The 26,093-nt window shown below is 56.3% G+C and carries 24 protein-coding genes, 3 pseudogenes and 1 riboswitch; of the genes and pseudogenes, 13 read left to right on the top strand and 14 right to left on the bottom strand.

The features are described from left to right. The first annotated feature begins 7 nt into the window (after window positions 1–7). From MCACP_RS11720 to MCACP_RS11705, 4 genes are read left to right on the top strand one after another with little or no spacing between them, the layout of a single operon-like run. The gene (locus MCACP_RS11720; RefSeq protein WP_406676922.1) at window positions 8–886 is read left to right on the top strand and encodes an isocitrate lyase/PEP mutase family protein; all 879 of its coding nucleotides are present in this window, start codon (window positions 8–10) and stop codon (window positions 884–886) included. A 23-nt stretch (window positions 887–909) separates the two neighbouring features. Further along, window positions 910–2,175 carry a 3-isopropylmalate dehydratase large subunit gene (leuC, locus tag MCACP_RS11715; protein WP_406676921.1) on the top strand — a complete coding sequence of 422 codons (1,266 nt, stop codon included), beginning with the start codon at window positions 910–912 and terminating at the stop codon, window positions 2,173–2,175. Then, window positions 2,172–2,672 carry a 3-isopropylmalate dehydratase small subunit gene (locus MCACP_RS11710; protein WP_406676920.1) on the top strand — a complete coding sequence of 167 codons (501 nt, stop codon included), beginning with the start codon at window positions 2,172–2,174 and terminating at the stop codon, window positions 2,670–2,672. Before leuC ends, MCACP_RS11710 begins: the two co-directional genes overlap by 4 nt. Window position 2,673: 1 nt before the next feature. Further along, window positions 2,674–4,284: a methyl-accepting chemotaxis protein gene (locus tag MCACP_RS11705; RefSeq protein ID WP_406676919.1), complete on the top strand. Its 1,611-nt coding sequence runs from the start codon at window positions 2,674–2,676 to the stop codon at window positions 4,282–4,284. 171 nt (window positions 4,285–4,455) lie between these two features. On the opposite strand, the pseudogene MCACP_RS11700 reads toward MCACP_RS11705, so the two are convergent. Continuing rightward, a pseudogene (locus MCACP_RS11700) lies at window positions 4,456–4,644 on the bottom strand (J domain-containing protein); the annotation flags it as partial. A 174-nt stretch (window positions 4,645–4,818) separates the two neighbouring features. Between MCACP_RS11700 and hpt the strand changes: the two are divergent. The 4 genes from hpt to MCACP_RS11680 all read left to right on the top strand — a co-directional run bounded on the left by hpt (window position 4,819) and on the right by MCACP_RS11680 (window position 7,408). Next, the gene (hpt, locus tag MCACP_RS11695) at window positions 4,819–5,364 is read left to right on the top strand and encodes a hypoxanthine phosphoribosyltransferase (protein WP_406676917.1); all 546 of its coding nucleotides are present in this window, start codon (window positions 4,819–4,821) and stop codon (window positions 5,362–5,364) included. Window positions 5,365–5,377: 13 nt separating this feature from the next. After that, entirely contained in the window at window positions 5,378–6,928 is a 1,551-nt protein-coding gene (guaA, locus tag MCACP_RS11690; protein WP_406676916.1) for a glutamine-hydrolyzing GMP synthase, read from the top strand. Window positions 6,929–6,998: 70 nt separating this feature from the next. Beyond that, window positions 6,999–7,217, top strand: a complete 219-nt coding sequence (locus tag MCACP_RS11685) for a type II toxin-antitoxin system HicB family antitoxin (RefSeq protein ID WP_062280062.1) — start codon at window positions 6,999–7,001, stop codon at window positions 7,215–7,217. A 2-nt stretch (window positions 7,218–7,219) separates the two neighbouring features. Next, the gene (locus MCACP_RS11680; RefSeq protein ID WP_062280059.1) at window positions 7,220–7,408 is read left to right on the top strand and encodes a type II toxin-antitoxin system HicA family toxin; all 189 of its coding nucleotides are present in this window, start codon (window positions 7,220–7,222) and stop codon (window positions 7,406–7,408) included. A 44-nt stretch (window positions 7,409–7,452) separates the two neighbouring features. On the opposite strand, the gene MCACP_RS11675 is transcribed toward MCACP_RS11680, so the two are convergent. Beyond that, on the bottom strand, window positions 7,453–8,112 hold the full coding sequence (locus MCACP_RS11675) for a C40 family peptidase (protein ID WP_406676915.1): 660 nt from the start codon (window positions 8,110–8,112) through the stop codon (window positions 7,453–7,455). A 10-nt stretch (window positions 8,113–8,122) separates the two neighbouring features. After that, a riboswitch (cyclic di-AMP (ydaO/yuaA leader) is annotated at window positions 8,123–8,253 on the bottom strand. Between the two features lie 467 nt (window positions 8,254–8,720). Here MCACP_RS11675 and MCACP_RS11670 point away from each other — a divergent pair. From MCACP_RS11670 to gmk, 5 genes are all read left to right on the top strand, one after another. Then, window positions 8,721–10,070, top strand: coding sequence for an MFS transporter (locus tag MCACP_RS11670; RefSeq protein ID WP_406676914.1), 1,350 nt, complete (start codon window positions 8,721–8,723; stop codon window positions 10,068–10,070). A gap of 28 nt (window positions 10,071–10,098) precedes the next feature. After that, a complete protein-coding gene (locus MCACP_RS11665) occupies window positions 10,099–11,106 on the top strand; it encodes an MtaA/CmuA family methyltransferase (RefSeq protein WP_406678749.1) in 1,008 nt (335 codons plus the stop codon). A gap of 257 nt (window positions 11,107–11,363) precedes the next feature. Further along, complete coding sequence (locus MCACP_RS11660; RefSeq protein WP_406676913.1) at window positions 11,364–12,596, top strand: PucR family transcriptional regulator; 1,233 nt, start codon at window positions 11,364–11,366, stop codon at window positions 12,594–12,596. Window positions 12,597–12,621: 25 nt separating this feature from the next. Then, a complete protein-coding gene (locus tag MCACP_RS11655; protein ID WP_406676912.1) occupies window positions 12,622–13,656 on the top strand; it encodes an MtaA/CmuA family methyltransferase in 1,035 nt (344 codons plus the stop codon). A gap of 94 nt (window positions 13,657–13,750) precedes the next feature. Then, a complete protein-coding gene (gene gmk / locus MCACP_RS11650; RefSeq protein WP_406676911.1) occupies window positions 13,751–14,350 on the top strand; it encodes a guanylate kinase in 600 nt (199 codons plus the stop codon). 31 nt (window positions 14,351–14,381) lie between these two features. Here the strand turns inward: gmk and cydC are convergent. The 12 genes and pseudogenes from cydC to MCACP_RS11590 form a co-directional block, all read right to left on the bottom strand. Beyond that, a pseudogene (gene cydC, locus MCACP_RS11645) lies at window positions 14,382–16,082 on the bottom strand (thiol reductant ABC exporter subunit CydC); the annotation flags it as partial. Between the two features lie 300 nt (window positions 16,083–16,382). Further along, window positions 16,383–18,137, bottom strand: a pseudogene (cydD, locus tag MCACP_RS11640) (thiol reductant ABC exporter subunit CydD); the annotation flags it as partial. Window positions 18,138–18,291: 154 nt separating this feature from the next. Next, on the bottom strand, window positions 18,292–19,296 hold the full coding sequence (cydB, locus tag MCACP_RS11635; RefSeq protein ID WP_406676910.1) for a cytochrome d ubiquinol oxidase subunit II: 1,005 nt from the start codon (window positions 19,294–19,296) through the stop codon (window positions 18,292–18,294). Then, window positions 19,287–20,672, bottom strand: coding sequence for a cytochrome ubiquinol oxidase subunit I (locus MCACP_RS11630; RefSeq protein WP_406676909.1), 1,386 nt, complete (start codon window positions 20,670–20,672; stop codon window positions 19,287–19,289). Before MCACP_RS11630 ends, cydB begins: the two co-directional genes overlap by 10 nt. 86 nt (window positions 20,673–20,758) lie before the next feature. Continuing rightward, a complete protein-coding gene (locus tag MCACP_RS11625; protein WP_106004805.1) occupies window positions 20,759–21,169 on the bottom strand; it encodes an RrF2 family transcriptional regulator in 411 nt (136 codons plus the stop codon). Between the two features lie 99 nt (window positions 21,170–21,268). Continuing rightward, window positions 21,269–21,730, bottom strand: a complete 462-nt coding sequence (locus tag MCACP_RS11620; protein ID WP_236712922.1) for a ferritin-like domain-containing protein — start codon at window positions 21,728–21,730, stop codon at window positions 21,269–21,271. Between the two features lie 55 nt (window positions 21,731–21,785). Then, window positions 21,786–22,253, bottom strand: a complete 468-nt coding sequence (locus tag MCACP_RS11615) for a hypothetical protein (RefSeq protein ID WP_406676908.1) — start codon at window positions 22,251–22,253, stop codon at window positions 21,786–21,788. Further along, window positions 22,250–22,507 carry a type II toxin-antitoxin system Phd/YefM family antitoxin gene (locus MCACP_RS11610; protein WP_054938000.1) on the bottom strand — a complete coding sequence of 86 codons (258 nt, stop codon included), beginning with the start codon at window positions 22,505–22,507 and terminating at the stop codon, window positions 22,250–22,252. The genes MCACP_RS11615 and MCACP_RS11610 overlap by 4 nt, the downstream gene beginning before the upstream one ends. 203 nt (window positions 22,508–22,710) lie before the next feature. Further along, complete coding sequence (locus tag MCACP_RS11605) at window positions 22,711–23,466, bottom strand: energy-coupling factor transporter transmembrane component T family protein (protein ID WP_406676907.1); 756 nt, start codon at window positions 23,464–23,466, stop codon at window positions 22,711–22,713. Continuing rightward, window positions 23,441–24,286 (bottom strand): energy-coupling factor ABC transporter ATP-binding protein, encoded by an 846-nt coding sequence (locus tag MCACP_RS11600; RefSeq protein ID WP_406676906.1) that lies wholly within the window; start codon window positions 24,284–24,286, stop codon window positions 23,441–23,443. Before MCACP_RS11600 ends, MCACP_RS11605 begins: the two co-directional genes overlap by 26 nt. Window positions 24,287–24,569: 283 nt before the next feature. Further along, a complete protein-coding gene (locus tag MCACP_RS11595; protein ID WP_406676905.1) occupies window positions 24,570–25,436 on the bottom strand; it encodes an energy-coupling factor ABC transporter ATP-binding protein in 867 nt (288 codons plus the stop codon). A gap of 29 nt (window positions 25,437–25,465) precedes the next feature. After that, on the bottom strand, window positions 25,466–26,020 hold the full coding sequence (locus tag MCACP_RS11590) for a tryptophan transporter (RefSeq protein WP_406676904.1): 555 nt from the start codon (window positions 26,018–26,020) through the stop codon (window positions 25,466–25,468). Window positions 26,021–26,093: the final 73 nt, after the last annotated feature.

Here is a 26,093-nt window from a genome sequence, read left to right as displayed (position 1 = left end):
AGCAACGATGCGACCTACAACCAAGCTACGGCAGCTATTAAACAGGAAACAGATTCTAGTAGCACCGGGTGCCCATGATGTACTGGCGGCTAAAATTATTCAACAGGCAGGCTTTGAAGCCGTCTACTTCACCGGCTACGGCCAGGCAGCCAGCCACCTGGGCCAGCCCGATGTGGGGCTGCTTACCATGACGGAAATGGTAACCAGGCTCCATAATACTGCGGCAGCCGTCGACATACCGGTTATTGCCGATGCCGATACCGGCTTTGGCAACGCCATTAACACCATGCGTACGGTCCGGGAATATGAGAAGGCCGGAGCGGCGGCCATCCAACTGGAGGACCAGGTTTCACCAAAGAAATGCGGCCATATGCTCGATCGCCAGGTGGTACCTGTGGAAGAAATGGTGAGTAAAATCAAAGCCGCAGTGGCAGCCAGGCGCGACCCCGACCTGGTAATTATCGCCCGGACGGACGCCCGGACCAGCAGGGGACTGGAAGAGGCCATCGCCCGGGGCAAGGCCTACGAAGCCGCCGGTGCCGACGTACTCTTCATCGAATCGCCGGAAACTGTGGATGAAATGAAACAGATCTGCTCTTCTTTTAAAGTACCGGTCCTGGCCAATATGGTAGAAGGCGGTCGTACCCCGCTTCTGACGGTAAAAGAACTGGAAGAACTGGGCTACAAACTGGTTATTTTCCCCACAGCATCGGTTTATACAGCCGCCAAAGCCTTAATTGATCTTATGGCTAATTTGAAGGCCAGCGGTACTACCAGGAATTTTTTAGAACAAATGTTGCCTTTTAGCGAGTTCAACAAGCTTATCGGCCTGCCGGAAATTAAAGAACTCGAAAAAAAATACGCCACCAACGGCTGCTGTCATTAATAATATAGAGAGGGATTAAGCAAATGGGCATGACCATCACCGAGAAGATCCTGGCCGCCCACGCCGGCTTAGAGAAGGTGGAGCCGGGCCAGCTCATCAACGCCAGGATAGACCTGGCCCTGGGGAACGACATCACCGCCCCCCTGGCCATAAAAGAATTCAAGCAGCTGGGGATAAAAAAGGTCTTCGACCCGGAAAGGGTTGTCCTGGTGCCCGACCACTTCACCCCGGCCAAGGACATCAAGTCCGCCGAGCAGGCGAAAATCTTGCGCGATTTCGCCCGGGAGCAGGGGCTCATCCACTACTTCGAAATCGGCCGCATGGGCATCGAGCACTGCCTGCTGCCCGAGGCGGGCCTGGTCGGCCCCGGGGACCTGGTCATAGGGGCCGACTCCCACACCTGCACCTACGGGGCACTAGGGGCCTTCGCCACCGGCGTCGGCTCCACGGACCTCGCCGCCGCCATGGCCACCGGCGAGCTGTGGTTTAAAGTACCCGAGACCATCCTCTTCCGCTACCACGGGAAGCTTAAGCCCTGGGTCGGCGGCAAAGACCTCATCCTCTACACCATAGGACAAATCGGCGTCGACGGCGCCCGCTATATGGCCATGGAATTCACCGGCGAAGCCATAGCCGAACTTTCCATGGACGGCCGCTTCACCATGGCCAACATGGCCATCGAAGCCGGGGCCAAGAACGGCATCTTCCCGGTGGACGAAAAGACCATAGCATACATCCGGGGCCGGCTGCAAAGGGACTACCGCATCTACCAGAGCGACCCCGACGCCAGATATGCCCGGGAAATAGACATCGACGTATCCAGCATCGAGCCCCAGGTAGCGCTGCCCCACCTGCCCGAGAACGCCCGGAGCGTAAAAGAAATAGGAGAGATCAAAATCGACCAGGTAGTCATCGGCAGCTGCACCAACGGCCGCCTGGAGGACCTGCGGGTGGCGGCGCAGCTTCTCAAAGGGCAAAAGGTCCATCCCGAAGTAAGGCTCATCATCATACCCGGGACCCAGCAGATCTACGCGGAAGCCCTGGCCGAAGGGTTGATAGGAACCTTTATCGAAGCTGGCGCCGCCGTATCCACGCCCACCTGCGGCCCCTGCCTGGGCGGGCACATGGGGATCCTGGCCCAAGGCGAACGGGCCCTGGCCACCACCAACCGCAACTTCGTAGGCCGCATGGGCCATCCGGAAAGCGAAGTCTATCTCGCCGGCCCGGCCGTAGCCGCCGCCAGCGCCGTTAAAGGGCGCATCGCCGCCCCTGAGGAGGTAGTAAAATGATTATCCAGGGTAAATGCCACACCTTCGGCAACGACATCGACACCGACGCCATCATTCCGGCCCGTTACCTGAATACCTCCGACCCCGAAGAACTCGCCCGCCACTGCATGGAGGACGCCGACCCCACCTTTGCCGGGCGGGTGCAAAAAGGGGAGATTATCGTGGCCGGGAAAAACTTCGGCTGCGGCAGTTCCCGGGAGCACGCGCCGGTGGCCATCAAAGCCGCCGGGGTGGCGGCGGTCATCGCCGCCTCCTTTGCCCGCATTTTCTACCGCAACGCCATCAACATCGGCCTGCCCATCTTTGAGTCCCCGGCCGCGGCAGCAGGGATAGCCGCCGGGGATGAAGTAAAGATTGACGCCGAGAAGGGCGAAATTGTGAACCTGACTAAAGGCGAAACCTACCAGGTGGCGCCCTTCCCGTCCTTTATGCAAGAACTCATTGCCGCCGGGGGGCTGATGCCCTACGTGGCCAGGAAGGTTGGAGGGTGTGCTTGACATGGAAAGAAGTATACTTGCTATCACCCTGGTAAGTATTTTTCTGTGGTTAAGTGTCTTAATTAAAGCCCCGCTGAGCCGGGGCTATTTCCCTGTGGTTATTGGTCTTAATCTAATATTCTTTGGCTATCTTTATTATACCTATCACTGCCGGTTTAAAAAGCCTCTTATTACCCTGGGTGAAAGCATCAAGAAAATTTCCAGCGGGCAGCTTGCCTGGGAGGAACCGCTCCGGGGAGGACGGGAAATCCAGGCCCTGGTGACAGCCGTCAAGGAACTGCTCTGGCAATACCGCCAGGTGTTAGGCAGGTTTTATGCCGCCGGGGAACAATTAAACCTCTGCGCCACCCAGCTGGCCGGAGGGCTCGACAACATTAAACTGGCTGCCGGTGAAATATCTAAGGCAGTGGAGAGTATGGCCAGCGGCGCCGATAAACAGGCCCAGGCGGCGGGAATTGTTCTTAAAGCTTCAGAGGAAGGTGTGGAACAAGGGCAAAAAACCATCGCCACAGCAAGGCAAGCGGCCCACCTTTTCCGGGACACCAGGAAGAGTTTGGATTCTCTGGGCGGTGTTTTACATACTCTTCTTGAACATATCGAGAATACTGCCAGCACCAATCAGCTGGCCAGTGGCAGGATTAAGGAACTGCAGCAACAGGCCCGGCAGATTACGGCGATTATCGAGCTTGTGGGGAATATTGCGGCCCAGACAAACCTTTTAGCTTTAAATGCGGCTATTGAAGCGGCCCGGGCCGGGGAACAGGGGCGAGGTTTTGCCGTGGTGGCCGAAGAAGTGCGGAAACTGGCCGAGAGTTCGGCCCGGGCGGCGGAGGAAATTAACGGGGTGATAACGATTATCGCCGGGGAAATAGAGGCCATCAGCGGTCAGATTGAAGCCGCCAGCAGTGCCGCCGCCCAAAACCTGGCAACCGGCCGGGCGGCCAGGGAATCCCTCGCTGCCACCAGCCAGGCCATGATTGAGGCTGAAAAAGCAATGGATACTATTCTTACCGCGGCGACTTCCCAGCAGGACCAGGAGAATAAAATCAAGGCTCTAGCCGGTGAGGTGGCCATGATTTCCCAGAATACCGCGGCTGCGGCCGAAGAATGTGCCGCCGGGATGGAAGAACAATCGGCCTCCCTGGATGAGCTTGCCGGCACCGGCCGGAGGCTGCAGGAGATGGCCGGGCAGTTACAGCAAATTGTTGCCAGGAGCGGCGGCGAAGGTGAACTGGATGAAAATATTAGCGGCCGGGTCCAGGAGGCCCTGGCTTATTTGCAGAAGGTCGCTGCAGATAAACGGATAGTAACCATGGATATCCGCCAGCATGAGGAGGCACTGCAAGAGTATTATAACCGCCATCCTGTTTTTGAAGCTTTGATAAGTGCTGATCGAGAAGGGCGGGTAATATTTAACACCAATACTACCTCAAAGGTTAAAGACTTTTCCTTCCGCACCTGGTTTAGGGAAGCCATTTCCGGCAAGCCCTTTGTTTCTAAAGTGTACATATCAGCAATAACCGGCAAATTAATTGTAACGATAGCTGTACCAATCAAGAACCCGCACGGTGAAATTACCGGGACCCTCTGTGGCGGCCTGATGGTGGAATAAAGATATCTGATAAAAGACCATGGTAAAATACTACAAAAAGTTCCCGGTCCTTTAGAAAAACTCCCGAAAATGCTCCATCCACCAGCGAGCGTACCGTTCCTCCGGATCTTCACTTTCCAGGGTAAGGCCGGCTGCTAACAGGGAATTGCGTCCGGGCAGTTTATGGCGCAGAAGGTATTCATAGGCCTCGGTGATCAGCACAAATTTTTCAATAGTTACCTTATCATCCGGGTGACTATCGGGGTGGTACTGCCGGGCCAGACGGCGGTACGCCTTTTTTATTGCCTGGGCGCCGGCCTCGGGACTGACTCCCAGGACCTGGCGCGCCCTTTTTTCTAATGTACTGGTGCCAGGAAACACCGGTAGCTCACTCCTTTGGCGCCAAATTCGGACGGCCAGAAGGATTTTGCCGTTATACAGCGAAGATAACAAGGTTATGGTAAACTGTCAAGAGGTATATTAATAGAGGCCGGTGGAGGAAGTTTGCCGGGGTGAAGGTAACATCTTACTTTTATTTCGGGGGAGGAATTATTTTTGCAGGATGACATTGCTGAAGTCCTGGTCAGCGCCGCTGAGATAAAAAAACGGGTTAAAGAAATGGGCGCAGCCATTAGCCGCGATTATGCCGGCAAGGACCTGCTGGTGGTGGGAATCCTCAAAGGGGCGATTATTTTCCTCGCCGACCTGGTGCGGGAGATTACCATTCCCCTACAGCTCGATTTTATGGCCGTTTCCAGTTACGGCGCCGGGACCACCACGTCGGGAGCAGTGCGCATCTTGAAGGACCTGGAAGTGCCGGTGGAAGATAAGCACCTCCTGATTGTGGAGGATATTGTTGATACCGGCCTGACTTTAAAATACCTGCTGGAAAATTTAAAAGCCCGCAAACCTTTAAGTGTGCGCTCCTGCACTATTCTGGACAAGCCCGAGCGGCGGCTGGTGGATGTCCATGTCGATTACAGCGGCTTTTCCATCCCGGATTATTTTGTTGTTGGTTACGGCCTTGATTATGCCCAGAAATACCGCCATTTGCCGGACATCTGCGTTTTAAAACCGGAGGTTTACGCCCGGCAGAAATGAAAAGGGGTGGTAGATGATGCGAGAAAACAAGCAACCTGCGGAAATAGTCCTGGTCCTGGACTTCGGCGGCCAGTACAACCAGTTGATTGCACGGCGCATCCGCGAAGCCGGGGTTTACTCGGAAATGATCCCCTTTAATACGCCCCTGGATGAGATCCTGGCCCGGCGGCCCAAAGGTATTGTCTTTTCCGGCGGGCCGGCCAGCGTTTACAGCCCGGGGGCGCCCCGCATTGACCGGGCTCTATATGAGAGCGGCATCCCCATTTTAGGCATATGCTATGGCATGCAGCTCATGGCCCACGACCTGGGGGGCCGGGTGGAGGCAGCCGCAGGGCGGGAATACGGTAAGACCGAGCTTGAAGTAACGACTGACGACATCCTCTTTGCCGGGTTACCCCGGAACATGCAGTGCTGGATGAGCCACGGCGACTATATCAGTGCCCCGCCGCCGGGCTTCCAGGTAACGGCCCGCTCGGCCTACACGCCGGTGGCAGCCATGAGCGACCCGGGGCGCCGGCTTTACGGCGTCCAGTTTCACCCGGAAGTCAAGCACACGCCCCTGGGCCAGGAGATGCTCCGCCGTTTCCTCTTCCAGGTGTGCGGCTGCCGCGGTGACTGGTCGGTCAGCTCCTTTATCGAGGAGCAGGTAGCGGCTATCCGCGAGCGGGTGGGTGACGGCCGCGTCCTCTGCGCCCTGAGCGGCGGCGTAGATTCTTCCGTAGCCGCGGCCCTGGTGCACCGGGCCGTGGGCGACCGTTTAACCTGCGTCTTTGTCAATCATGGCCTTCTGCGCCAGGGGGAGGCGGAGCAGGTGCAAAAGACCTTTGGCCAGGCCCTGCAGGTGAACCTGATCTATGTCGACGCCGGTGAGCGTTTCCTGGCTAAACTGGCAGGAGTAACCGACCCGGAAGCTAAGCGTAAGATTATCGGCCACGAGTTTATCCGCGTCTTTGAAGAGGAGGCCAGGAAACTGGGGAAAGTGGATTTCCTGGTCCAGGGAACCTTATATCCTGACGTCATCGAAAGCGGCACCGAAACGGCGGCCGTTATCAAAAGCCACCATAACGTCGGCGGCCTGCCGGAAGACATGGAGCTGGAGCTAATCGAACCGCTGCGGCTTTTATTCAAAGACGAGGTGCGCCGGGTGGGGGAGGAACTGGGCCTGCCCGAGGAAATAGTCTGGCGCCAGCCCTTCCCCGGGCCGGGACTGGCCATCCGTATTCTGGGGGAGGTTACACCGGAAAAGTTGGCGATTTTACGCCAGGCGGATGCCATTGTAACCGAAGAGATCCGGCGGGCCGGGCTCTACCGGGAAATCTGGCAGTCATTTGCTGTTTTGCCCTCTATGAAAAGCGTGGGTGTTATGGGCGACGAGCGTACCTATGCCTACCCCATCGTCGTCCGGGCCGTGACCAGCGACGATGCCATGACAGCCGACTGGGCGCGGTTGCCTTACGAATTGCTGGAGCGCATCTCTTCCCGCATCGTCAACGAGGTGCGCCACGTTAACCGGGTGGTTTACGACATCACCTCCAAGCCGCCGGCGACCATAGAGTGGGAGTAGGTAAAAAATTGCTAAGGCCAGGAGCGGTGAGTTATACTTTATAATGAGGGTTTGGTAAGGGGGGTTATTTATGCTCAGCAACTATACGGCACGTTATACAAAGATCAGTTCAGGTTACCTGGGGCAACTGGTCGAGTGGCCTGAGGTAATAACTGAAGGGAAAACCCTGGAAGAATGTAGAGAAATGCTTAAGGATGCCCTTCGGGAGATGATTCTGGCCTATCGCCAGCAAAAGAAAGAAATTCCCCCTGGAGGCGCATTATTAGAACAGGTGCCGGTGGAGTTTTAGCAGTGTCTATAAAACGTCGGGACTTGATTCGTTACTTTGAGGCAAATGGTTTTTATTTACTACGGGAAGGTGCTAACCATTCAATCTATACCAATGGTATAAAAACGGTACCTGTTAAAAGGCACCGCACGCTGGACCGGATTACAGCCAATGAACTTTGCAAGCAGGCGGGTTTAAAGCCAATATTTTAAAAGCACGCTCCGTCTAAAAGTAGCGTGCTTTTTTTATTGCTTTCTTATATCACCCGCCGGGCGCCGCGGTAGCGCCGTCCCCAGTAGTAGGGGTCATCAATGTTATCAATAGCTACCCCCCGGGAACTGGAGGCGCTGATGAACTTGCCATCACCCAGGTAAATGCCAACGTGGCTAATACCCTTACCATTGGTATCGAAAAATACCAGGTCGCCCACCTGGAGACTATCCTTATCGACCTGCCTGCCACTGGTGGCCTGGTCGGAAGCGGTACGGGGCAAATCAATACCCACCTGCCGGAAAACATACCAGGTAAAACCAGAACAGTCAAACCCGCTGGGGCTTGTCCCCGCCCAGCGGTAGGGGACACCAATATATTTACGGGCGATGGTGGCCACTCGTTTGCCCGTGATGGCAGTGCTGGTTTCTTGCCCGCGGGAGGCAGAGGAGGTATCCCGGCGTTCTGCCGCGGGGGAAGGATGGGCCGCGGGAATTTCCAGGACCTGTCCAACTAAAATTAACGAAGAATGAAGGTTGTTGGCCGCCTGGATCTGTTCTACGGTAACACCGTAACGGCGGGCCAGGGCCCACAAGGTATCGCCCCTTTTTACTTCATAGGGCTGGGCCAGGGCCACCCCGGCGGCTGCGAAAATAAAAGAACCGGCCAGGGCGGTGGTCAGGCAGTATTTACCCCACTTCTTCAATTTTCTTGGACCTCACTCTCTCCACACCTACGAGGTTAGTTGCCGGGTTCGGACCGAGAGTTAGCCCGGAGCCAGGAGGCTCTTCACCCCAAAAATTATCCCCCGTTTCCCGTTATTGCGGGAATTCGGTGCTAAAAAGTATGACTTTTTTATTATAGCGTCGAAAAAGGGAAAAGTAAAAGGTGCATTAAGCAACTCCAGCGCCATGAACTGCCAGCAAGGGTAATAATCCCTCTGTTTATCGCTTTTTTCTTTGAATCCGGGTACAAAGTTGATGTACGGAACTCATACAGGACTTTCGGATCAATACCAGTTCATTCACTTATGCGTCTTGTACACCCGGTCAAACTTAATGCTGGGCGAATGGTTTTTGAGCCCAACTCTAGATTGTTTTTTCATTATTAAAAGATGGTTATTGTATACTTGTGCTTTTTGCTTATCAGGAAAAAGTAAGTGCCTCCAAATATGTGCATAATAGATGTAGGTTTTTTAATAAAGAAAAAGAAATTGTATTTAGTCCCAAATCAGAAAACTGGCGCGAGAGAGGAGGTAAGGATAATTACATGCGCCACTGAGAGGGGTGTCAAAACAAAGGAAGGAGGGTATATATGAGTCAACCTGTTTCATCCTCTACAAGCAAGTGGCGTTATCGGTATCTGGTAGCAGCGATAGTTTTCTTTGCTTATAGCATTCAATACCTTGATAGGGTTAAAACGACGGTACTAGTTCCCCTAATCAGCCAGAGCTTACAGTTGAGTTATAGCGACGTTGGTAACGCCATGTTCTTATTAATGATTTTTTACGGTCCGACCCAAATACTTTCAGGTTTTCTTTGCGACCGCTTTGGCCCGAAAAAAGTACTTGTATTCTCACTTGTAACCTGGAGCCTATTTACTATTTATATGGCATATATGCAAAATGTTACTGAATGGTATATCCGTAATGCGTTGTTTGGTATTTTTGTCGGTACGGAGTTTGTACCCAGTGCACGCCTGATTGCACGGTGGTTCCCAAAGCGGGAGCGGGCGCAAGCCCAGGGAGTGCTTTCCTGGTCCTGGATTATTACACCGGCCTGGGCCCCCATCTTGACCACTTTTCTGGCTTCTTATTTCAACGACTGGCGGCCTGTTTTTGTTTGGTTAGGTCTTTTCGGGCTGGTACCCCTGGTTATTGTTATGCTTCTTATTTATGATCGCCCGGAACAGGTCCGCTGGTTAAGTGACAGTGAGGTAAAAGAGAGTTATGCTGATGAGCTGGAAAGTGGAATCTTAAAAGATGCGGGAATTAAGCGGGAGCACCTAGCCCAGGAAGCAAAAAAAGCCCAAATCCCTCTACGGAACATACTGCTCAATAAAAGTTTTATCGCAGTAGTGCTTTCCTACCTGGCCTGCCAGATGACCTTCTGGGGAATTGTTACCTGGTCACCAAGTTATCTGAGTGAGGTCTTCAAATTTAAGTTAACAGCAATGGGTGCATGGGCCTCTATTTATTTTGCCGCCGGCGTTATTGGAGCTTTCTTGAGCTCCCGCATTTCCGATAAATTGTTTAATGGCCGCCGCCGGCCGATGATTATCCTTTCATTTCTAGGGACTTTCCCCTTTATTTTACTCCTGGCTCTGGCGCGCCCGGGTATCAGCCATATGGGATTAATGTTAATCCTGGCCGGGGCCGGCTTTTTTGCCAATATGATCTGGGGCCCAATTCTAGCCTGGCCGGCGGACGTTTTCAGCCCGGAAATGTACGGGCGTGCTCTGGGTTTTGTCACTGGAGTAGCTTACTTTGGAGCCGCCTTTGCTCCCCTTATTATGAGCCGACTGATCGTTAAAACCACAACTGGTGTCTCTTATACTTACGCTTGGACCTTCATCGCTATCTGCGCTATTGCCGGTTTAATAGCGGCTTCGATTGTAAAGGATCGCCAGGATGTAGTCCAGGGAAATGTTTCTATGTCTAACTAAAACTATAGAGGTGAGAACTTTGGGTACCATGAGCCCCAAAGAACGTGTCCTGCGTGCTTTAAATCGCCAGTGGGTGGATCGCATCCCTGTAGGTAACCCCACTTCTGTAGCCACCGTGGAATCCATGGAGGCTTGCGGTGCCTATTTCCCAGACGTCCACCTGGATGCGGAAAAGATGGCCACCCTGGCCGCTACCGGCCATGAGATCCTGGGGTTCGACACTATCGCCCCCTACTTCAGTGTCCAGCAGGAAGCGGCGGCCTTTGGCCTAAAGATGAGCTGGGGCGAAGTTGATTCCATGCCCGATGTCCTGGAAAACCCTTACGAAGAACCGGAGGACATTATTATTCCTCCCGATTTCCTGGAGAGACCTTCCATCCGTACCGTGCTGGATGCTTTGAGGATTCTGAAAAAAGAGTACGGCGACCATGTCTGTCTGGTTGGGAAGGTTATGGGTCCCTGGACCCTATCCTATCATTTGCACGGTACCCAGAACTTCCTCATAAAAACCATCCTGGAACCCGATAAAGTACGCCGTTTCCTGGATAAACTCAAAGGCCTCAGTGTCATGTTCGCCAACGCTCAGTTTGCCGCCGGGGCTGATGTGGTGACGGTGGCCGACCACGCCACCGGCGATCTGGTGAGCGGCGCCTGTTACCGCGACTTTCTCCTGCCAGTGCACCAAGAGATGACGAAGCAGATTAACGGCCCAACCATTCTGCATATCTGCGGCAATACCACCGACCGCCTGGATTATATCGCCCGGGCTGGGTTTACCTGTTTCCATTTTGACTCCAAGGTCAATCCCCGCCAGGCCCATGAGATTGTCGCCGGCCGTATCTCCCTGGCCGGCAGCATTAACAACCCGGTCACCCTTTTCAACGGTACACCCGAGGATGTGCGCCGGGAGGTAATCGCGAACATTGAAGCCGGTATCGAGATTATTGCTCCGGAGTGCGCCGTACCTCTCCGGACCCCAAATGCCAACCTGAAAGCCATTGTAACTGCAGTGGAAGAATATTGCCGTAACCACTGATCCCGGCCTGGTTGGCCCCTCTGCCATTGGCAGAGGGGTTTTGCCTTCTGTGAGGCAGGCCTTCCTGGGGGCGTTTACTTTTTACCTATACGGGGATTAGTAGCGACGGCAGGATTGGCGGCCTGTAATCGCGTATTTTATCATAAAGCTTGCCCTGAGAAAAAAATTAGCTTTTGTTAGCCAGGCGGTGATACATTATCATTAAAGGCAGGATGTGGATGTAAGTATGGCCATGGGAAATATCGGAGGGAAAGGGAATGCTGCAGCAGGAGTTAATTCAGCCCTTGCTGGACCGGGCCGCGGCAACTGGCCGGGTGGTAATAGAAATAATCAACCCGGACGGAGTAGTAATAGCCAGTTCGGACCCGGGCCGGGTACATTCATTACGGCCGGAGGTGCAGGAGTTAACTGCGGCCGGGCTTTATTGCCGCCCGGTATCTTCTTCCGAGGTAGATGCTGGTGCCACGCCTGTGGTACCAGCAAAGGATGAAAACCACTTTCTTCCTTTAACGGTGAACGAACAGCTGGTAGCCTGGCTGGGGTGGCAGGGGTCGTTCCCCGGAGAAACCGCGGCTCTATTACAAGCTTCCCTGGAAGGGATACTGGCAGCGGCCCGGCGCCGGGATGAGCAATACTATACTACCCGGGAAGAGGAGGCCCTTTTGAGTGCCCTCCTGGGGCGGGAGGCAGCTTCCCGGGCGGAGGAATTAAAGCTGCGGGCGCTAAATGCCGGGTATGACTTAAACCTTCCCCGGGCCGTCATCGTCCTGCGGCTGGAGCCCAAGGAGAATCGCTATTTTAATATTAATTTGCACCTGGGTTATGACGTTACCCGCGAACAGCTAAAAAGTGAAATCCTGGAACATGTAAAAGGGGATCTTTATATAACCGCCCAAGACCTGGTGGCCTTTTATAGTGAAGATTACCTGGTGATTTGTAAGGCCTTTTTAGATACTGATAATCTACCCCGCCTTTATCAGGCCCTGGATGTTATAGGGAAGCATCTATATGACCTGGTCAGTGGGAATCATCTTTTCTCCGTTCAGGTGGCCTACGGGAGTATTGTCAAGGAGATTGCCGGTTTAAGGAGATCTTACCAGGAAGCGGTAGAGTTAATTTCCCTGGGGTCTGCGTGCGGTAAAAGCAACGGCTTCATCGATGCCGACACCATCCTCTTTGAAGCTCTGGCCTGTGCCCTGCCGCGCCGCCTGACCAGCAGATACCTGGAACCCCTCCTTCAGAAGGTTGAGGCAGCAGGCGAGGAAGGGATCCAGTTACTGGAGACTGTCGAAGCCTTTATAGATAACAATATGAATATTAAGCAAACGGCCGAGCAATTACACTTGCACCGCAATACCGTCACCAACCGCCTGGAGCGCATTAAGCAGCTTACTGGGTTGGACCCGGCCACAGGTTTTCGCGCCATTTTCTGGCTAAAGATGCTGGCCGTTTACCGGCGCCTGGGCCGGCTCCACAAGCATGAAGATTGAGATTTAGGAAAAGGGGGATGGGTTCATGGCAGCCAGGGAGCAAATGGCCGGCTGTGAGCGAGTAGTAGCAGCTCTCAGGGGCAGAGATGTCGACCGTCTACCTTTAATTACACCCACCTCGGTAGCTACGATGGAAAGCATGACTGCCACCGGCGCCTTTTTTCCCGAGGCTCATACCGACCCCCATAAAATGGCCGCCCTGGCGGCAACCGGCCACGAACTACTGGGCTTTGATACCGTCGCACCCTATTTCAGCATCCTGCTGGAGGCTGCGGCCCTGGGCTGTACGGTGGACTGGAACCCGGTGGACGCCATGCCGGCTATTAAAAATAACCCCCTGCAGAAATGGGAGGAGTGGCGCCTACCCCCGAATTTCCTGAACCGGCAGCCGATTAAAGCTCTTCTCACGGCTATCAGTCTGCTGAAAAAGCGTTACGGTCACCGCGTAGCCGTGGTGGGCAAGGTTATTGGCCCCTGGACCCTGGCCTACCACTTGTGCGGGGTACAGAATTTCCTTCTGGGACTGGTCCTAGAACCGGAGGCTGTACGGGATCTGCTGGGGCGGCTGGTGGCCGTTCCTTTGCTGCTGGCGGCGGCAGAGGTGGAGGCCGGTGCTGATGTCCTAACCTGGGCCGACCATGCTACCGGCGACCTGGTTAGTGCTACCGCCTATCGCGAGTTTCTCCTGCCTTTGCACCAACGGGCCGTTAAGGCATTGCCCGCGGATGTCCCGGTTATTCTCCATACATGCGGCCGGGTTACCGACCGGTTGGGCTACTTTACTCAGACGGGTTTTACGGCCTTTCATTTTGATTCCCGCAACCCGCCGGCCGAGCTCCTTATCCTGGCCAATGGCCGCCTGACCTTGGTAGGAGGCATCAATAACCCTCAGACCCTACTGAACGGCAGGGTAGCGGAGGTCAAGGTCGAAGTAGAAAGGCTGCTTAAGGCGGGCATCAGGCTGGTAGCGCCGGAGTGCGCTGTACCTTTGCGGACGCCGAATCAGAACTTGAAAGCCGTGGTCCAGGCAGTACGAGATTTTAGCCGCCGGCAACGGTAAAGGCCGCATTGCCTTGCCTGAGGCTGTGTGGTAAAATGTAAACAAAATTAGTATTTCCTGTGGGGAATTATGCCTTATGATTCTTTCTCGCAAATTGATCGTTGACTTTCGAGTTAAAGATCGAAAAAATCGACAGGGTTTCTTTTTCGTGGTTTCCGGGCCTTCCGGGGTGGGGAAGAATACCCTGTTGAACTATGCCCTGGAGCGGTTCCGGGGTATTTACTACCTGCCCTCAATAACCACCCGCCCTATGCGACCGGGGGAAGCCCAGGGCTTCCCGTATTTTTTTGTCAGTAAAGCTGATTTTGAAGCAATGATCGCTCAAGGAGCCTTCCTGGAATGGAAGCAGATCCATTCCGGGGACTACTATGGTACTCATTTGCCGACAATTTTATATGCCCTGGAGAACGGCTATGACATTATTACCGACATGGATGTCCTGGGATGCGTTGAGGTCATGGAGCGCTTCCCTGAAAATGTCGTCCCGATTTTTATTGCCCCGCCAAATATGGAAGAACTGCGCCAGCGGCTGGCCGGGAGGGAAAAGGACGCCGGGGTCATTGCCAAGAGATTGGAGCGGGTGGCTATGGAAATGAGTTATGCTGGTAAGTACCGGCACGTGATTATTAATGATGACCTGGAGCGGGCCGGCAGGGAACTGGTCAAGATTTTAAGGGAATATTCCCCAGAGTAATAATGGGTCTCAAAAGCGACATAGGCCTGATCTAAGGTAATACTTCGTGCTGCAGCTCCCACATCCGGCGGTAAAGCCCTTCTTGCCGGAGAAGTTCCTCATGCCGTCCCCGCTGGACGATCCGCCCTTTATCCAGGACCAGGATCTCATCCATGGCCTCCAGGCCCGCCAGGCGGTGGGTTATGACCAGGGTGGTCCGGCTGGCCATTAAACGGTAGATAGCCTGCCTTACTTCCCCCTCAGTCACCGGGTCCAGGCCCGATGTGGCCTCATCAAGTATCAGGATGGGAGCATTTTTCAAAAGGGCGCGGGCGATGGCCAGACGCTGGCGCTGGCCCCCGGAGAGTTTCAATCCCTCTGCACCGATACAGGTTTCATATCCCCCGGGCAGGCTCTGGATAAATTCGTCCAGCCTGGCCTTCCGTGCGGCCTGCCGGATCTCCTCCCGACTGGCACCAGGCCTGGCCAGTAGGAGGTTTTCGGCAATGGTGGCATGGAAGAGATGGGTTTGCTGGGAAACTACAGCTATCAGGCGGCGCAACTCTTCCGGGGGATAGGCCTTGAGTTCATACCCACCCAGGCGGATAGATCCTTCCTCGTAATCCCAGAAGCGCAGGAGCAGGTTTACTAATGTGCTTTTCCCGGCCCCGCTGGGACCGACGATAGCCACCCGGCCCCCTTCGGGCACGGTAAAGTCGAGGCCGTCCAGGACCCAGGGTTCTTCCGGGGCGTAGCGAAAGCGCAGTCCTTTTACCTCCAGGTGGTAGTTTGCCGGCTGTGGCGGCGGGCCGGGCGGGTCCTGGACGGCAGGCCGGGTATCGATAAGGGCAAAGAGCCGCCGGGCTGCAGCCAGACTTGCTTCCAGGCGCTGGGGTATCATGGCCAGGGGCAGGACGGCCTCAAAGCTGCCAGCCGCTCCAAGGGCCAGCATGGCCAGGTAAACGCCGTCCAGTTGTCCGCTGGCCACCAGGGGGATGGCCAGCACCAGGACCGACCACAGGGCCAGGTTCATGGCCAGGCCTGACACGGCGGCCGCTAGGCCGGCCACTCCCGCCTCGCGGCCCTGGAGAACCAGTAGTTCCCGGCTCAAGGCGGCGATGCGTTCCTGCTGCTGTCTGGCGTATCCGCAGGCCAGGATTTCAGGCATGCCCTGGACGGTATCCACCAGGGAGGCGTTAAGGGCCGCTCGTATTTCTCCCTGCTGCCGGGTCGCCCGCCGGCCGGCAGCCTTGAGGCCCAGGGGTGCGATGATGCCGGCCCCCAGAAAAAATAACAGCCAGGCCAGGGCCGGTTTGATGGCAAAATAGGCCAGGAAAACGAAAACGGCCACCATGACCAGCAGGGCTACCAGGGGCGGGGCCAGGACGCGGAGATAAAAGTTTTCCAGGGTAGCCACATCGGCCACGACCCGGCTCAACAGGTCGCCACTGTGGTGGTCCGGCAGCCGGTCCGGGACCAGGGGCTCAAGGGCCCGGTAAAAGGAAACCTGCAGCTGGCTGAGGATGTGCAGGGTGACGCTATGGTTTACATAACGTTCCAGGTAACGGCTGGCGGCCCGGGAGATACCAAAAAAGCGCACCCCGACGATGGGGAGCATGAGGTCTGAAACCGGCGGGTGGAGGGCGGCGCTGGCAATGAGAAAGGCCGCGGTGGCCATGAGGCCGACGTTGCTGGCTATGGTAAAAAATCCAAGCAGGGTGGCTCCCAGTATAGCGGCCCAAGAGGGTGCAAGCAAACCCAGGAGACGGATGCAAGTGCTGGTGGTAGTTCTCCCCTTAAAATAGGTAGGGGGTAACTGCCGGTACAGGGCGGTGCAGTTCTGGGGGCCAGGGGCAGGCGTGCCTTTAGGCTGGTGATGTTTTTGGCGGCATGAAAAGTACGGCATATTGAGAGAGCGTGCGGAGCGGGCGGCCATGCTAACGGATTTACGCCGGTCATGCCCGAAGGTATAGTCCACCGCTCCGGTGAGGCTTCCGGAATGGAGCGAGTTAGCGGGCGCTGAGCTAACCTTCACCCTTCCGGCTGCGCAATGAAAGGCTGTGACCAGGCGGTAATAGGCACCCTGCCGCGCCATTAATTCCTCGTGCCGTCCTGCCTCCACCACCCGGCCGGAGGCCAGGACCACGATGCGGTCCGCCCGGTAGACGGTGCTGAGGCGGTGGGCGATAATCAGCACCGTGCGGTTTTCCATCAGGCGCTCCAGGGACGCCTGGATTAGCCGGTCAGTGGCTGGATCCAGGTTGGCCGTAGCTTCGTCCAGGATCAGTAAGGGGGCGTCCTTCAAAATGGCCCGGGCAATGGCCAGGCGCCGCGCCTGGCCGCCGCTCAAGCGCAGCCCCCGCTCACCGATGGGCGTATCATAACCCCGGGGCAGGGCGGCAATGAACTCATGGGCCCCGGCGAGGCGGGCCGCGGCCACCACTTCCTCCCGCGAGGCTTCCGGACGTCCCAGGAGGATATTGTCGGCTATAGTACCGCTGAAAAGGTAGGGATGCTGGGGAACCAGAGCCACCTGCCGGCGCCATTCCTCCAGGGGGATCCTGTTTAAAGGAAAGCCGTTGACGGTAATCAGCCCCCGATCGGGCTCCAGGAAACGCAGGAGCAGGTGGGCGATGGTGCTTTTCCCCCCGCCGCTGGGACCAACCAGGGCCACCTTTTCCCCCGGCCGGAGTTCCAGGGAGACCTCTTCCAGGGCCGGCCGCTCCCTATCCGGGTAAGTATAATGAACCCCTGCCAGGACAATATGCAGCCCCGGCTGCCGTATGCGACTTTCCCTGCCCGGCGGGAGATTTCCTGTTTCCGCGCCTCGAGGCAGGGAGGCCGGGGTAGTGCAAGGGCCTGCCATATCCAGAACGGCGAAGATCCGTCGGGCGGCGCTGACGCCGGCCAGGCCGGCATGAAACTGGCTGCCCAGGAGGCGCAGGGGCAGGTAGAATTCCGGGGCCAGCAGCAAGAGGAACAGGGCCTCATTAAAGGGTATTTGGGCATAAACCAGGCGCAGTCCCACGGTGACAGCCACCAGGGCGGTGCTGATGGTAGCTACAAGTTCCAGCACCAGGGCCGAGAGAAAGGCCACCCGCAGCACTCCCAGGGTGGTGGACCGGAAACGGTCGCTGAGGCGGGCCAGGACTTCAGCTTGCTCCTTGCTGCGGCCGAAGATTTTCAGGGTGGTAAGGCCCTGCAGCACATCCAGGAAATGGCCGCTCAGGCTGCTCAGAGTTTGCCACTGCTGTTGAGTGAGGGCTTCTGCCCGGTTGCCGATAAGGAACATAAACAGTGGAAGCAGGGGGGCGGTAAAAAGGAGGAGCAGGCCGGAAAACAGGTCCAGGGGGAAGACGAAACCTAGGACCATCAGGGGCACCAGGGCCGCCAGGGCCAGTTGGGGCAAATAGCGGGCAAAATAAGCCTCCAGGTCCTCAATTCCTTCCACCAGGACATTGACCAGCTCCCCGGTATGCTCATCCTTTAAAGGTAACGGACCTACGGCCAGGAGGTGGCCCACCAGGCGCCGGCGCAGGTCATATTTGATCCGGGCCGCGGCCCGGTTGGCCGCCACTTCTACACCCCAGGCCAGGCCCGCCCGGAGGAAAATGATGCCCAGGAGGGCCATGAGCCAGTGCCAGACACCCCGCAGATCCTGCCCTTCCAGGAAGACCCCGTTCACCACCCGGGCCAGGTAACCGGCCTGCAGGATGGCCAGCAAGCCGGCCGCCAGGCCCAGGCCGATGGTCACGGCCAGGTGCCAGCGCACCCGGCGTGCTTCGCCCAGGAGGTTCCTTTCCAGCAGCAAATTACCTTCCCCTCTCTCCGCAGGACCTTCCTTGCTCTAACCCTTTCTGGTGCGTATTCGAAAACTCTTGGCTAGCCCCATTCACCCTTTGCCGTACTTTCGAAACAAAAAGGGAAGTAGCCAGTTCCGGCAAGCCCCCGGCCTCCAACTCCTAATATTCCAGGTTTCTGGCCTTAACCCGCTGGCGGAATACCCAGTAGGTCCAGCCCTGGTAAAGGAGGACCACCGGTACCAGGGTGAGGGCGACGATGGTCATAACTTTAAGGGTATAGGGGCTGGAGGAGGCCTGGTAAATGGTCAGGCTCCACCGGGGATTCAGGCTGGAAACCATTACCCGGGGAAAGAGGCCGCCAAAGAGAGCCGCAGTGCCCAGGAGGATGGCCAGACCGTTCAAGATAAAAGCCCCGCCGTAGCTCCGGGAGCTGAGCGACCACCAGGCCAGGAGAAGGGCCACCAGGGCGCCCCAGGCGGCGATTCCGGGTACAATCCGGGTAAAGATGTCGGTTTCCCGGTAACTCATAATTAGCAGCAGGAGGAGGGCTGCCACAGCGCCGGTACCTATCTTTAGCCCCGCCTGCCGGGCACGCTGCGGCAGTTCATCCCCGGTTTTGAGGGCCAGGAAAAGTGCCCCCTGCAGGGTGAAAAGGAGAAGAGAGGTCAAGCCCCCCAGCAGGGTGTAGGGAGAAAGGAGATCGAAAAAGGTACCGGCATACTGCATCCGGTCGTCAATGGGTACGCCCCGGATCAGGTTGGCCATGGCCACGCCCCACAGGAGGGCCGGCAAGATGCTTCCCAGGAAAAGCATCCAGTCCCAGAAGTTACGCCAGGCGGGGCGGTTATCCTTGCTGCGGAATTCAAAGGCTACCCCGCGCACGATCAGGGCGACGAGGATAAGGAATAACGCCAGGTAAAAGCCGCTGAAAAGGGTGGCGTACCAGTGGGGGAAGGCGGCAAACATGGCCCCGCCGGCGGTGAGCATCCACACCTCGTTGCCGTCCCAGAAGGGGCCGATGCTGTTGATAATGGCGCGGCGTTCCCCATCGCTTTTCCCCAGGAAGGGCAGCAGGATACCGACGCCGTAGTCAAAGCCTTCCAGGAAAAAGAAGCCGGCAAAAAGGACGGCTACCAGGATAAACCAGAGGACAGTTAGATCCATAAGGATACCTCCCCGGAATTATCTAACATCCTGGTGGCAGGAGTTGTCTCAACACCATGCCGGGCGTATTTAGCCAGGAGGTAGACGTCGGCTACCGCCAGGACCCCGTACAGCAGGGTAAAAGCCACCAGGGTTGTCAAAATAGCGGCGGCGGATACTCCGGGCGAGACGGCCGCCTCGACCCGCTGCAGCCCGTAGACAATCCAGGGATAGCGACCGATCTCGGCCATCAACCAGCCGGCGGTGTTGGCGAGATAGGGCACGGGAATGCTCCAGAGGAGGGCCTTGAGGACCAGGGTTTTTTCTTCCAGGCGTCTCCGCCGCCACAGGTACAGGCTGTAAAGGGACAGTAAAATTAACCACAGCCCGGCGACGACCATCAGGCGGAAGCTCCAGAAGACCGGGGCGACCGGCGGGATATAATTGCCGGGGCCGTAGCTGGCCTCTGCCGCGGCCTGAAGATCCTTCAGGCCTTTAACCTCGCCCTGGAAGCTGTTATAGGCAAGAAAACTGGCCAGGGCGGGAATCTTAATCTCGAAGGTATTGGTCTGGTCTTTTGCATCAACCAGGGCCACCAGGGCCAGGGGGGCCGGATCGGCACTCTCCCACAAGGCTTCGGCGGCTGCCATCTTCATGGGCTGGGCATTGACCAGGTACTGGCCCTGGAAGTGGCCGACGGCCGCCACCAGCAGGCTGCTGATGACGCCCGTTATCAAAGCCAGCCGGAAGGAACGGCGGAAGGGCTCTAATTGGCTTTGCCGCAGGAGGTGGTAGGCACTGATCCCCATTACGAAAAAGGAGGCTGTCACAAAGCCGGCCAGGACGGTGTGGGGGAATTGATAGAGGACATGGGTGTTGGTCAGCAGGGCGAAGAAATCCGTCATCTCGGCCCGGCCGTTACGCAAGACATAGCCCACCGGCTCCTGCATAAAGGAGTTGGCCACCAGGATCCAGAAGGCGGAAAGATTGGTTCCGAAGGCCACCAGCCAGATGCAGGCGGCGTGGAGGGCTTTAGGCAGCTTATCCCAGCCAAAGAGCCACAGGCCCAGAAAGGTGGATTCCAGGAAAAAGGCGGCCAGGGCTTCCACAGCCAGGGGGGCACCGAAAATGTCTCCGACGAAGCGGGAGTACTCGGACCAGTTCATGCCGAAGTGAAACTCCTGGACGATACCGGTCACCACGCCCATGGCAAAGTTGATGAGAAAGAGCCTGCCCCAGAAGCGGGCCATGTTCTTGTAAGTTTCATCACCAGTGCGGACATAGATGGTTTCCATGATGGCCACCAGGACTGATAGTCCCAGGGTCAGGGGAACGAAGAGGAAGTGGTAAACTGAGGTAATCCCGAACTGCCACCTGGCCAGCAAGAGTGCATCCATAACTTTTCTCCTCCCCTCAAAATACATCAAAGTATACCCAAATAGTATAGTTTATTTGAAAATAATCCCTCCTTTCAAGTCTTTACTCAATTTTTCCCGGCCAGCTCGGCGAAGTTGTAACGCTCCAACTCCCGGCGCAGGGCGTCCTGGACTGCGCCCAGGGCCCGGTGTACCGGGCAACAAGGAGCGCCGTGTTTATTACAGTACTCCGGGTCCAGAAGGCAGCGGTTAACGCTAACCGGTCCTTCTACTGCTTCGACGACATCCAGCAGGGTAATTTCCCGCGCCGGCCGGGCCAGGGCAAAACCGCCGCTGACGCCGCGGTAGGATTGCACTATTCCGGCCTGGACCAGGGAACGCATGATTTTAAGCAAGAAGCGCATGGGGATATCTTCGCGGGACGCAATCGTCTGGGCTTCGGCGATGGTGCCCGGTTCCAGTTTCGCCAGGTACAGGACGGCGCGGAAGGCATAATCGGTGGCCTGGTTTAAGCGCATGTAAAACTACATCCGATCTAAAGTATATTCATTTGGTATAGTTTATAGTAATAATAACTCATCCTATTTTTCCTGTCAAGTTTTTCTATTACCATCCTGTTAATACAGGGCCAGGCGGTCCAGCTCTTTCAGCTTATTGCTGAACCAGGCGGCATGCAGGTCTTCATCAATGAGGTGGCTCCAGAGGAGGTTAAAAAGGGGTTTTTCGGCAACTTTCAGGATTAGCCGTTTGTAGTCAGCCATGGCCTTTTCTTCTAAAGTAATGTTGGCCCAGAGGAGGGTGCGGGTATTGGTCCAGTTGAGGATGGTCCCGGCTGCCACCCCCAGGAGGGGAGCAATGATGGCTCCCAGGCGGGTCGGGGTGGCGCCGCGGCGGCTGATTTCCGCTTCCAGGTTGATGACGTGTTCCTGTTCCATAGCCGCTATCCGGGTCAATACCTGCCGCAGGTAAATGTCGGTTGCTGCCCGGGCCTGGCTCTTATAGAGGTCTACTTGCTCGATTTCCAGGCTGTAGAACCAGTTGAGGCTACGGATAAGGTCCTTTTCTTCCAAGCACGGCACCCCTTAATTAACCTTTACCGTAAAGGGTATAGTTATACAGCGGGGCAAGCTTTTTTCATTCAGTGCCAGCATTTTTCAGAATTCCAGCTTCCAGGGCCTCTGCTGGCGTCAAAGCTGGTATGGACAACTGCTGGAGGAAATGCCTGGCGTTCCAGCTAACATAGTGCGATACCAGTGGACCCATGTTTCGTACCGTATAGATAATTAGCGCATCGCCAAAGCTGGCCTTTTTGCTTATGATCGCCAGGATACTTTTTACTGTTAGGCGCGGCAGGTACTCCCTTGAGGAGGGGTAAATTTGCAGGTTATAATGTGTCGGCAGATGACAATAAAGGTTTAATAGCTGCTGCTCGTTTAAGTTATACGAAAGGATACCACATACCTCTAAAACATTGAAAATCGATGTAATACCTTGTTGCTTGCCATGCTTGAGCTTGGCTAAAAAAGCAGCGTTTTCTTTATACTTAGTGTCACGGCGATAGCGCAGGTCGATTAGTAATACATCAGAATCTACGAATATCACTTTTGCCGCCTGCTTTCCTTGAGAGCTTCGTGCCAGTCAGGGTAATATGGCTCGCTGGCTTCCAGGGCCCGTTCAATATCTGCCCACGCCTCATGATAGGGAAGAGGGGAAAATTCGGGAGTGTCATTTTCGAAGGGTATTAGCCATGCCACGGGCTTACCCCGATGCGTAATGGCAAAACGTTCCCCCGCCCTAACCTTCTCTAATATCTTTCCAGTATAAATACGTAGCTCCTTGCTGGTGGCAAATTCCAATGCGTTTCCCCCCCAAGAAGGTATTAGTTAGGACTTAAGTTTACTTTAAGTATATACTTGAAAATAACTCCAGTCAAGGAATCCCCAATATCCTTTTACATTAAAACTCGCCCGATACCTCTTGCAAAAAACGCATTAGCCCCGGTTACAATACCGGGGCTAGGTTACAATACCGGGGCTAATGCATTACCGGATGGACAATCTTAACGCAGCGATACAACCACCAGAACGGCTGTGAGGAGCAGGCATGAAGAGATTACCCCTATGTCCAGCGGCTGGAAGGTCGAGGTATGCAGGCTGGTACGGGGGCCGGCGCCAAAAGCGCGGGTTTCCATGGAGATAGCCATGGTCCGGGCCCGCTGGACGGACATAAGGAGGAGAGGGAGGGCCAGGGGGATGAGGGCCAGAAAACGCTTGATAAAACTGCGGCCCTCCAGGTCGTAAGCCCGCGCCCGCTGGGCCTGGATGACCAGGCGCAACTCTTCCTGCAGGGTAGGGATGAACCTTAAAGAGGTTACCAGCATCAGGGCGTAGACATAGGGGACCTTGAGTTTTTCCACAAAGGCGACAATCATATCCTTGGGCGGGGTGGTTGCCAGGAGAACGGGAATGGTGGAGGTCATGGCCAGCATCCTTAAAGCGAGGACGGTACAGGCCTTGAGCCCCGCGTCGGTGATGCGGCCGATACCGGTGCCGGGTACCAGGGTAAAAACAACCTGGCCCTCGTCGATTAAAAAGACCTGAAAGAGGAAAAAGATGGCGGCAAAGATGATCAACCCCCGGATGGCAGGTAAGATTTCCCGCAGCACCTTGCCAAACAGAGCGACGGCCAGGACCGAGGCCCAGAGGCTCAAGAGGGGCGGGGGCTGCTGGTAGACAAAGGCCAGGGTAATAACGGCCAGGGACCAGGCGACCTTGGTGAGGGGGTTGAGTTTATGCAGGAAGGACCTGGCGGGCATCTATCTCTCCCCCTAATACGGCGATAATTTCGGCATACAATTCTTCTACCGTCAGGACGGGGCGCAGGAGCCCCTGTTCCTGGTAAGGCCGCGCGAGCTGGATGACCTGGGGAGGTACGAGGCCGGCCACGGCCAGGATATCATCCCGGGCAAAGACCTGCGCCACGGGCCCATCCAGGAGCAGCTGCCCTGCTCCCAGGACCAGGGCCCGGTCGGCGAAGCGGGCCACCATTTCCATATCGTGGCTGACGAGGAGTATGGTGCGGCCCTGCTGGTGCAGCCTCTTGACAAGTTTCATTATTTCCAGGGCCTCGCGGTAGTCCTGGCCGGTGGTGGGTTCGTCCAGGACCAGGACTTCCGGCTGCATGGCCAGGACGGAGGCCAGGGCCACCCGCTGGCGCTGGCCTTTGCTGAGCTGCCGGGGGTTAACGTCCAGGTAAGGGGTGAGGCCTACGGCGGCAGCCGCCTCCGCCACCCTATCTGCCAGGGCCGCCCCTTTGAGACCTAAATTCTTAGGACCGAAGGCCAGTTCTTCCCTTACGGTAGGCAGGAAGATCTGGTGATCCGGGTTTTGAAAGAGAAACCCTACCTTGCGGGCCAGCTCGGCCACCCGCGCCCTGGCTGTATCCAGGCCGCCGATCAGAATCCTGCCTGATGTGGGTTTAAGAAGTCCGTTCAGGAGCTTGAGGAGGGTGGTTTTCCCGGCGCCGTTCTGGCCGATGACGGCCACGAATTCCCCGGCCCGGATATGAAAGGAGAAGCCCCTGAGGGCCTGAAAACCGTTGGGGTAAGTAAACTGTACATTTTCAGCCCGGATCATTTTTGCGCCTCCAGATACAGGTTGCCGCCCCGTACTGCTGGCGACATCCCTGCAGGTATCTTTTACCGCCGGCTGGCAGCGTTTTTCTCTCGCCATGATCCCTGCCCAGCAGTTGCCGCTCAACTCGCCGGGAAAGGTTAGCCGGTTATAAGCGGCGTATTTACCGATTGCTCCCCTGCCGTTTTTTTGCCCGTACCAGGTCCTTGGCTATAAATAAATGCGTACGGGGAGCTGCTTGCCCCTTTGGAGTCTTCATAAGAATCTATAGCCTACCTGCGGGCCGCTATGCCGTGGACGCCCGGCTCCCAAGCAGGCGTCCCAGCTCCCGCCGGCCTTCGTCTATATCCAGGGGCAGGTCGCCGTGATAGACGCCGGCCCGGCGCAGCATCCGGAACAGGGCTGTTACCGGGGGGACTTCCAGGCCCAGGTCGGCCGTCAATTTCTCCTGGGCCAGGATCTGGCGCGGGCTGGCATCGGCCACGATGCGGCCCTTGTTAAGACACACCAACCGGGGGACCCGGGGGGCGAGGACACTTATTTTTTGTTCAATCAGCAGGATGGTTATGCCATACTCCCGGTTGAGCCGCTGCAGGAGGGCCATGATTTCCAAGGTCCCCCGGGGGTCGAGTTCGGAAGTCGGTTCATCCAGCACCAGCACCCGGGGCCTTAAAGCCACGGCAGCGGCAATAGCCACCTTTTGCTTCTGGCCGCCGGATAATTCCCGTAAACTGCGGTGGCGCAGGCCGGCGATGCCCACCATTGCCAGGGCGGCGCCGATGCGCCGCTGCATTTCTTCCCGCGGAACGGCCAGGTTTTCCAGGCCGAAGGCCAGCTCATCCTCGACTACTTCCGCCACCAGCTGGGCTTCCGAGTCCTGGAAGACGCTGCCGATAACCCCGGCCAGCCGGGCGCAGGGGGTTTTTGCCGTATCTAAACCGGCGACCATTACCCTGCCACCCATACGGCCGCCCTGAAAATTGGGGATGATGCCATTCAGGGCCAGGGCCAGGGTGGTCTTACCGGCACCGGCGGGGCCGGTCAGGCCTAAAAATTCTCCCTCCCGGACGGTTAAATTTATTCCCTCCAGGGCGGGTACCTGGCTGTCGGGATAGTAAAAAGTAAAGTTTTCTATTGCAATTATGGGCTTCATGGCCGGCCTCCCCGTGATTCAACCCGTAACTACATATTTTTCAGCAGTTGCTTCAAGGGGAAATAGAGGACCTGGGCCAGGATGGCATTGAACACGCCCGTGACAAGGACAACCATTAAGAGATAGGTATAAGCCGGGTTCTTGGGCAACGTGGCAAAGAGGGTAACGGCTTTAAAAATGGTAATATAGGTAAAACCGCTGGCGAAGGTGCCCAGAAAGGTAACGACAAAGGGCTTCGCCGCCCGGGAAAAGCCGTTTTTATCAAAGGGCAGGTAGAGTAAAAGGGCGGTAACTATAGCTCCTACCGGTTCGCTGGCAAAATTCAGGTAGGGCAGCAATGATTTGGTAGTCAGCTGGCAGACGGCGGCTGCCACCAGGCCGATCCCCAGCACCTGGGGCAGGCGGGGCTTAAGGAGCATGATGGCCAGGACGTACATACCGATGACTACGTTGGGGGTAATGCCAAAGAAGGGCGGGGTGATCATCCTGAGTACCGCGCCTGCTGCCAGCAAGACGGCCACCACGACCACGTCCATGGCCTGCAGCCCCTGCTTTTCCACCCGGGTTACTTTGACCTCTTCCATTGATAAGTCCCCCTTGATAATGAATTATTGCTGCCGGCGGGGCTGCAGCCCCGGTGCGGCTGGATAATAAAAA

The sequence above is a fragment of the Neomoorella carbonis genome, from assembly GCF_045278715.1.
Classification (GTDB): Bacteria; Bacillota; DSM-521; order Neomoorellales; family Neomoorellaceae; genus Neomoorella; species Neomoorella carbonis.
The sequence above is the reverse complement of the archived record's forward strand: the minus strand, read 5'-3'. Positions and strand labels throughout refer to the sequence as shown.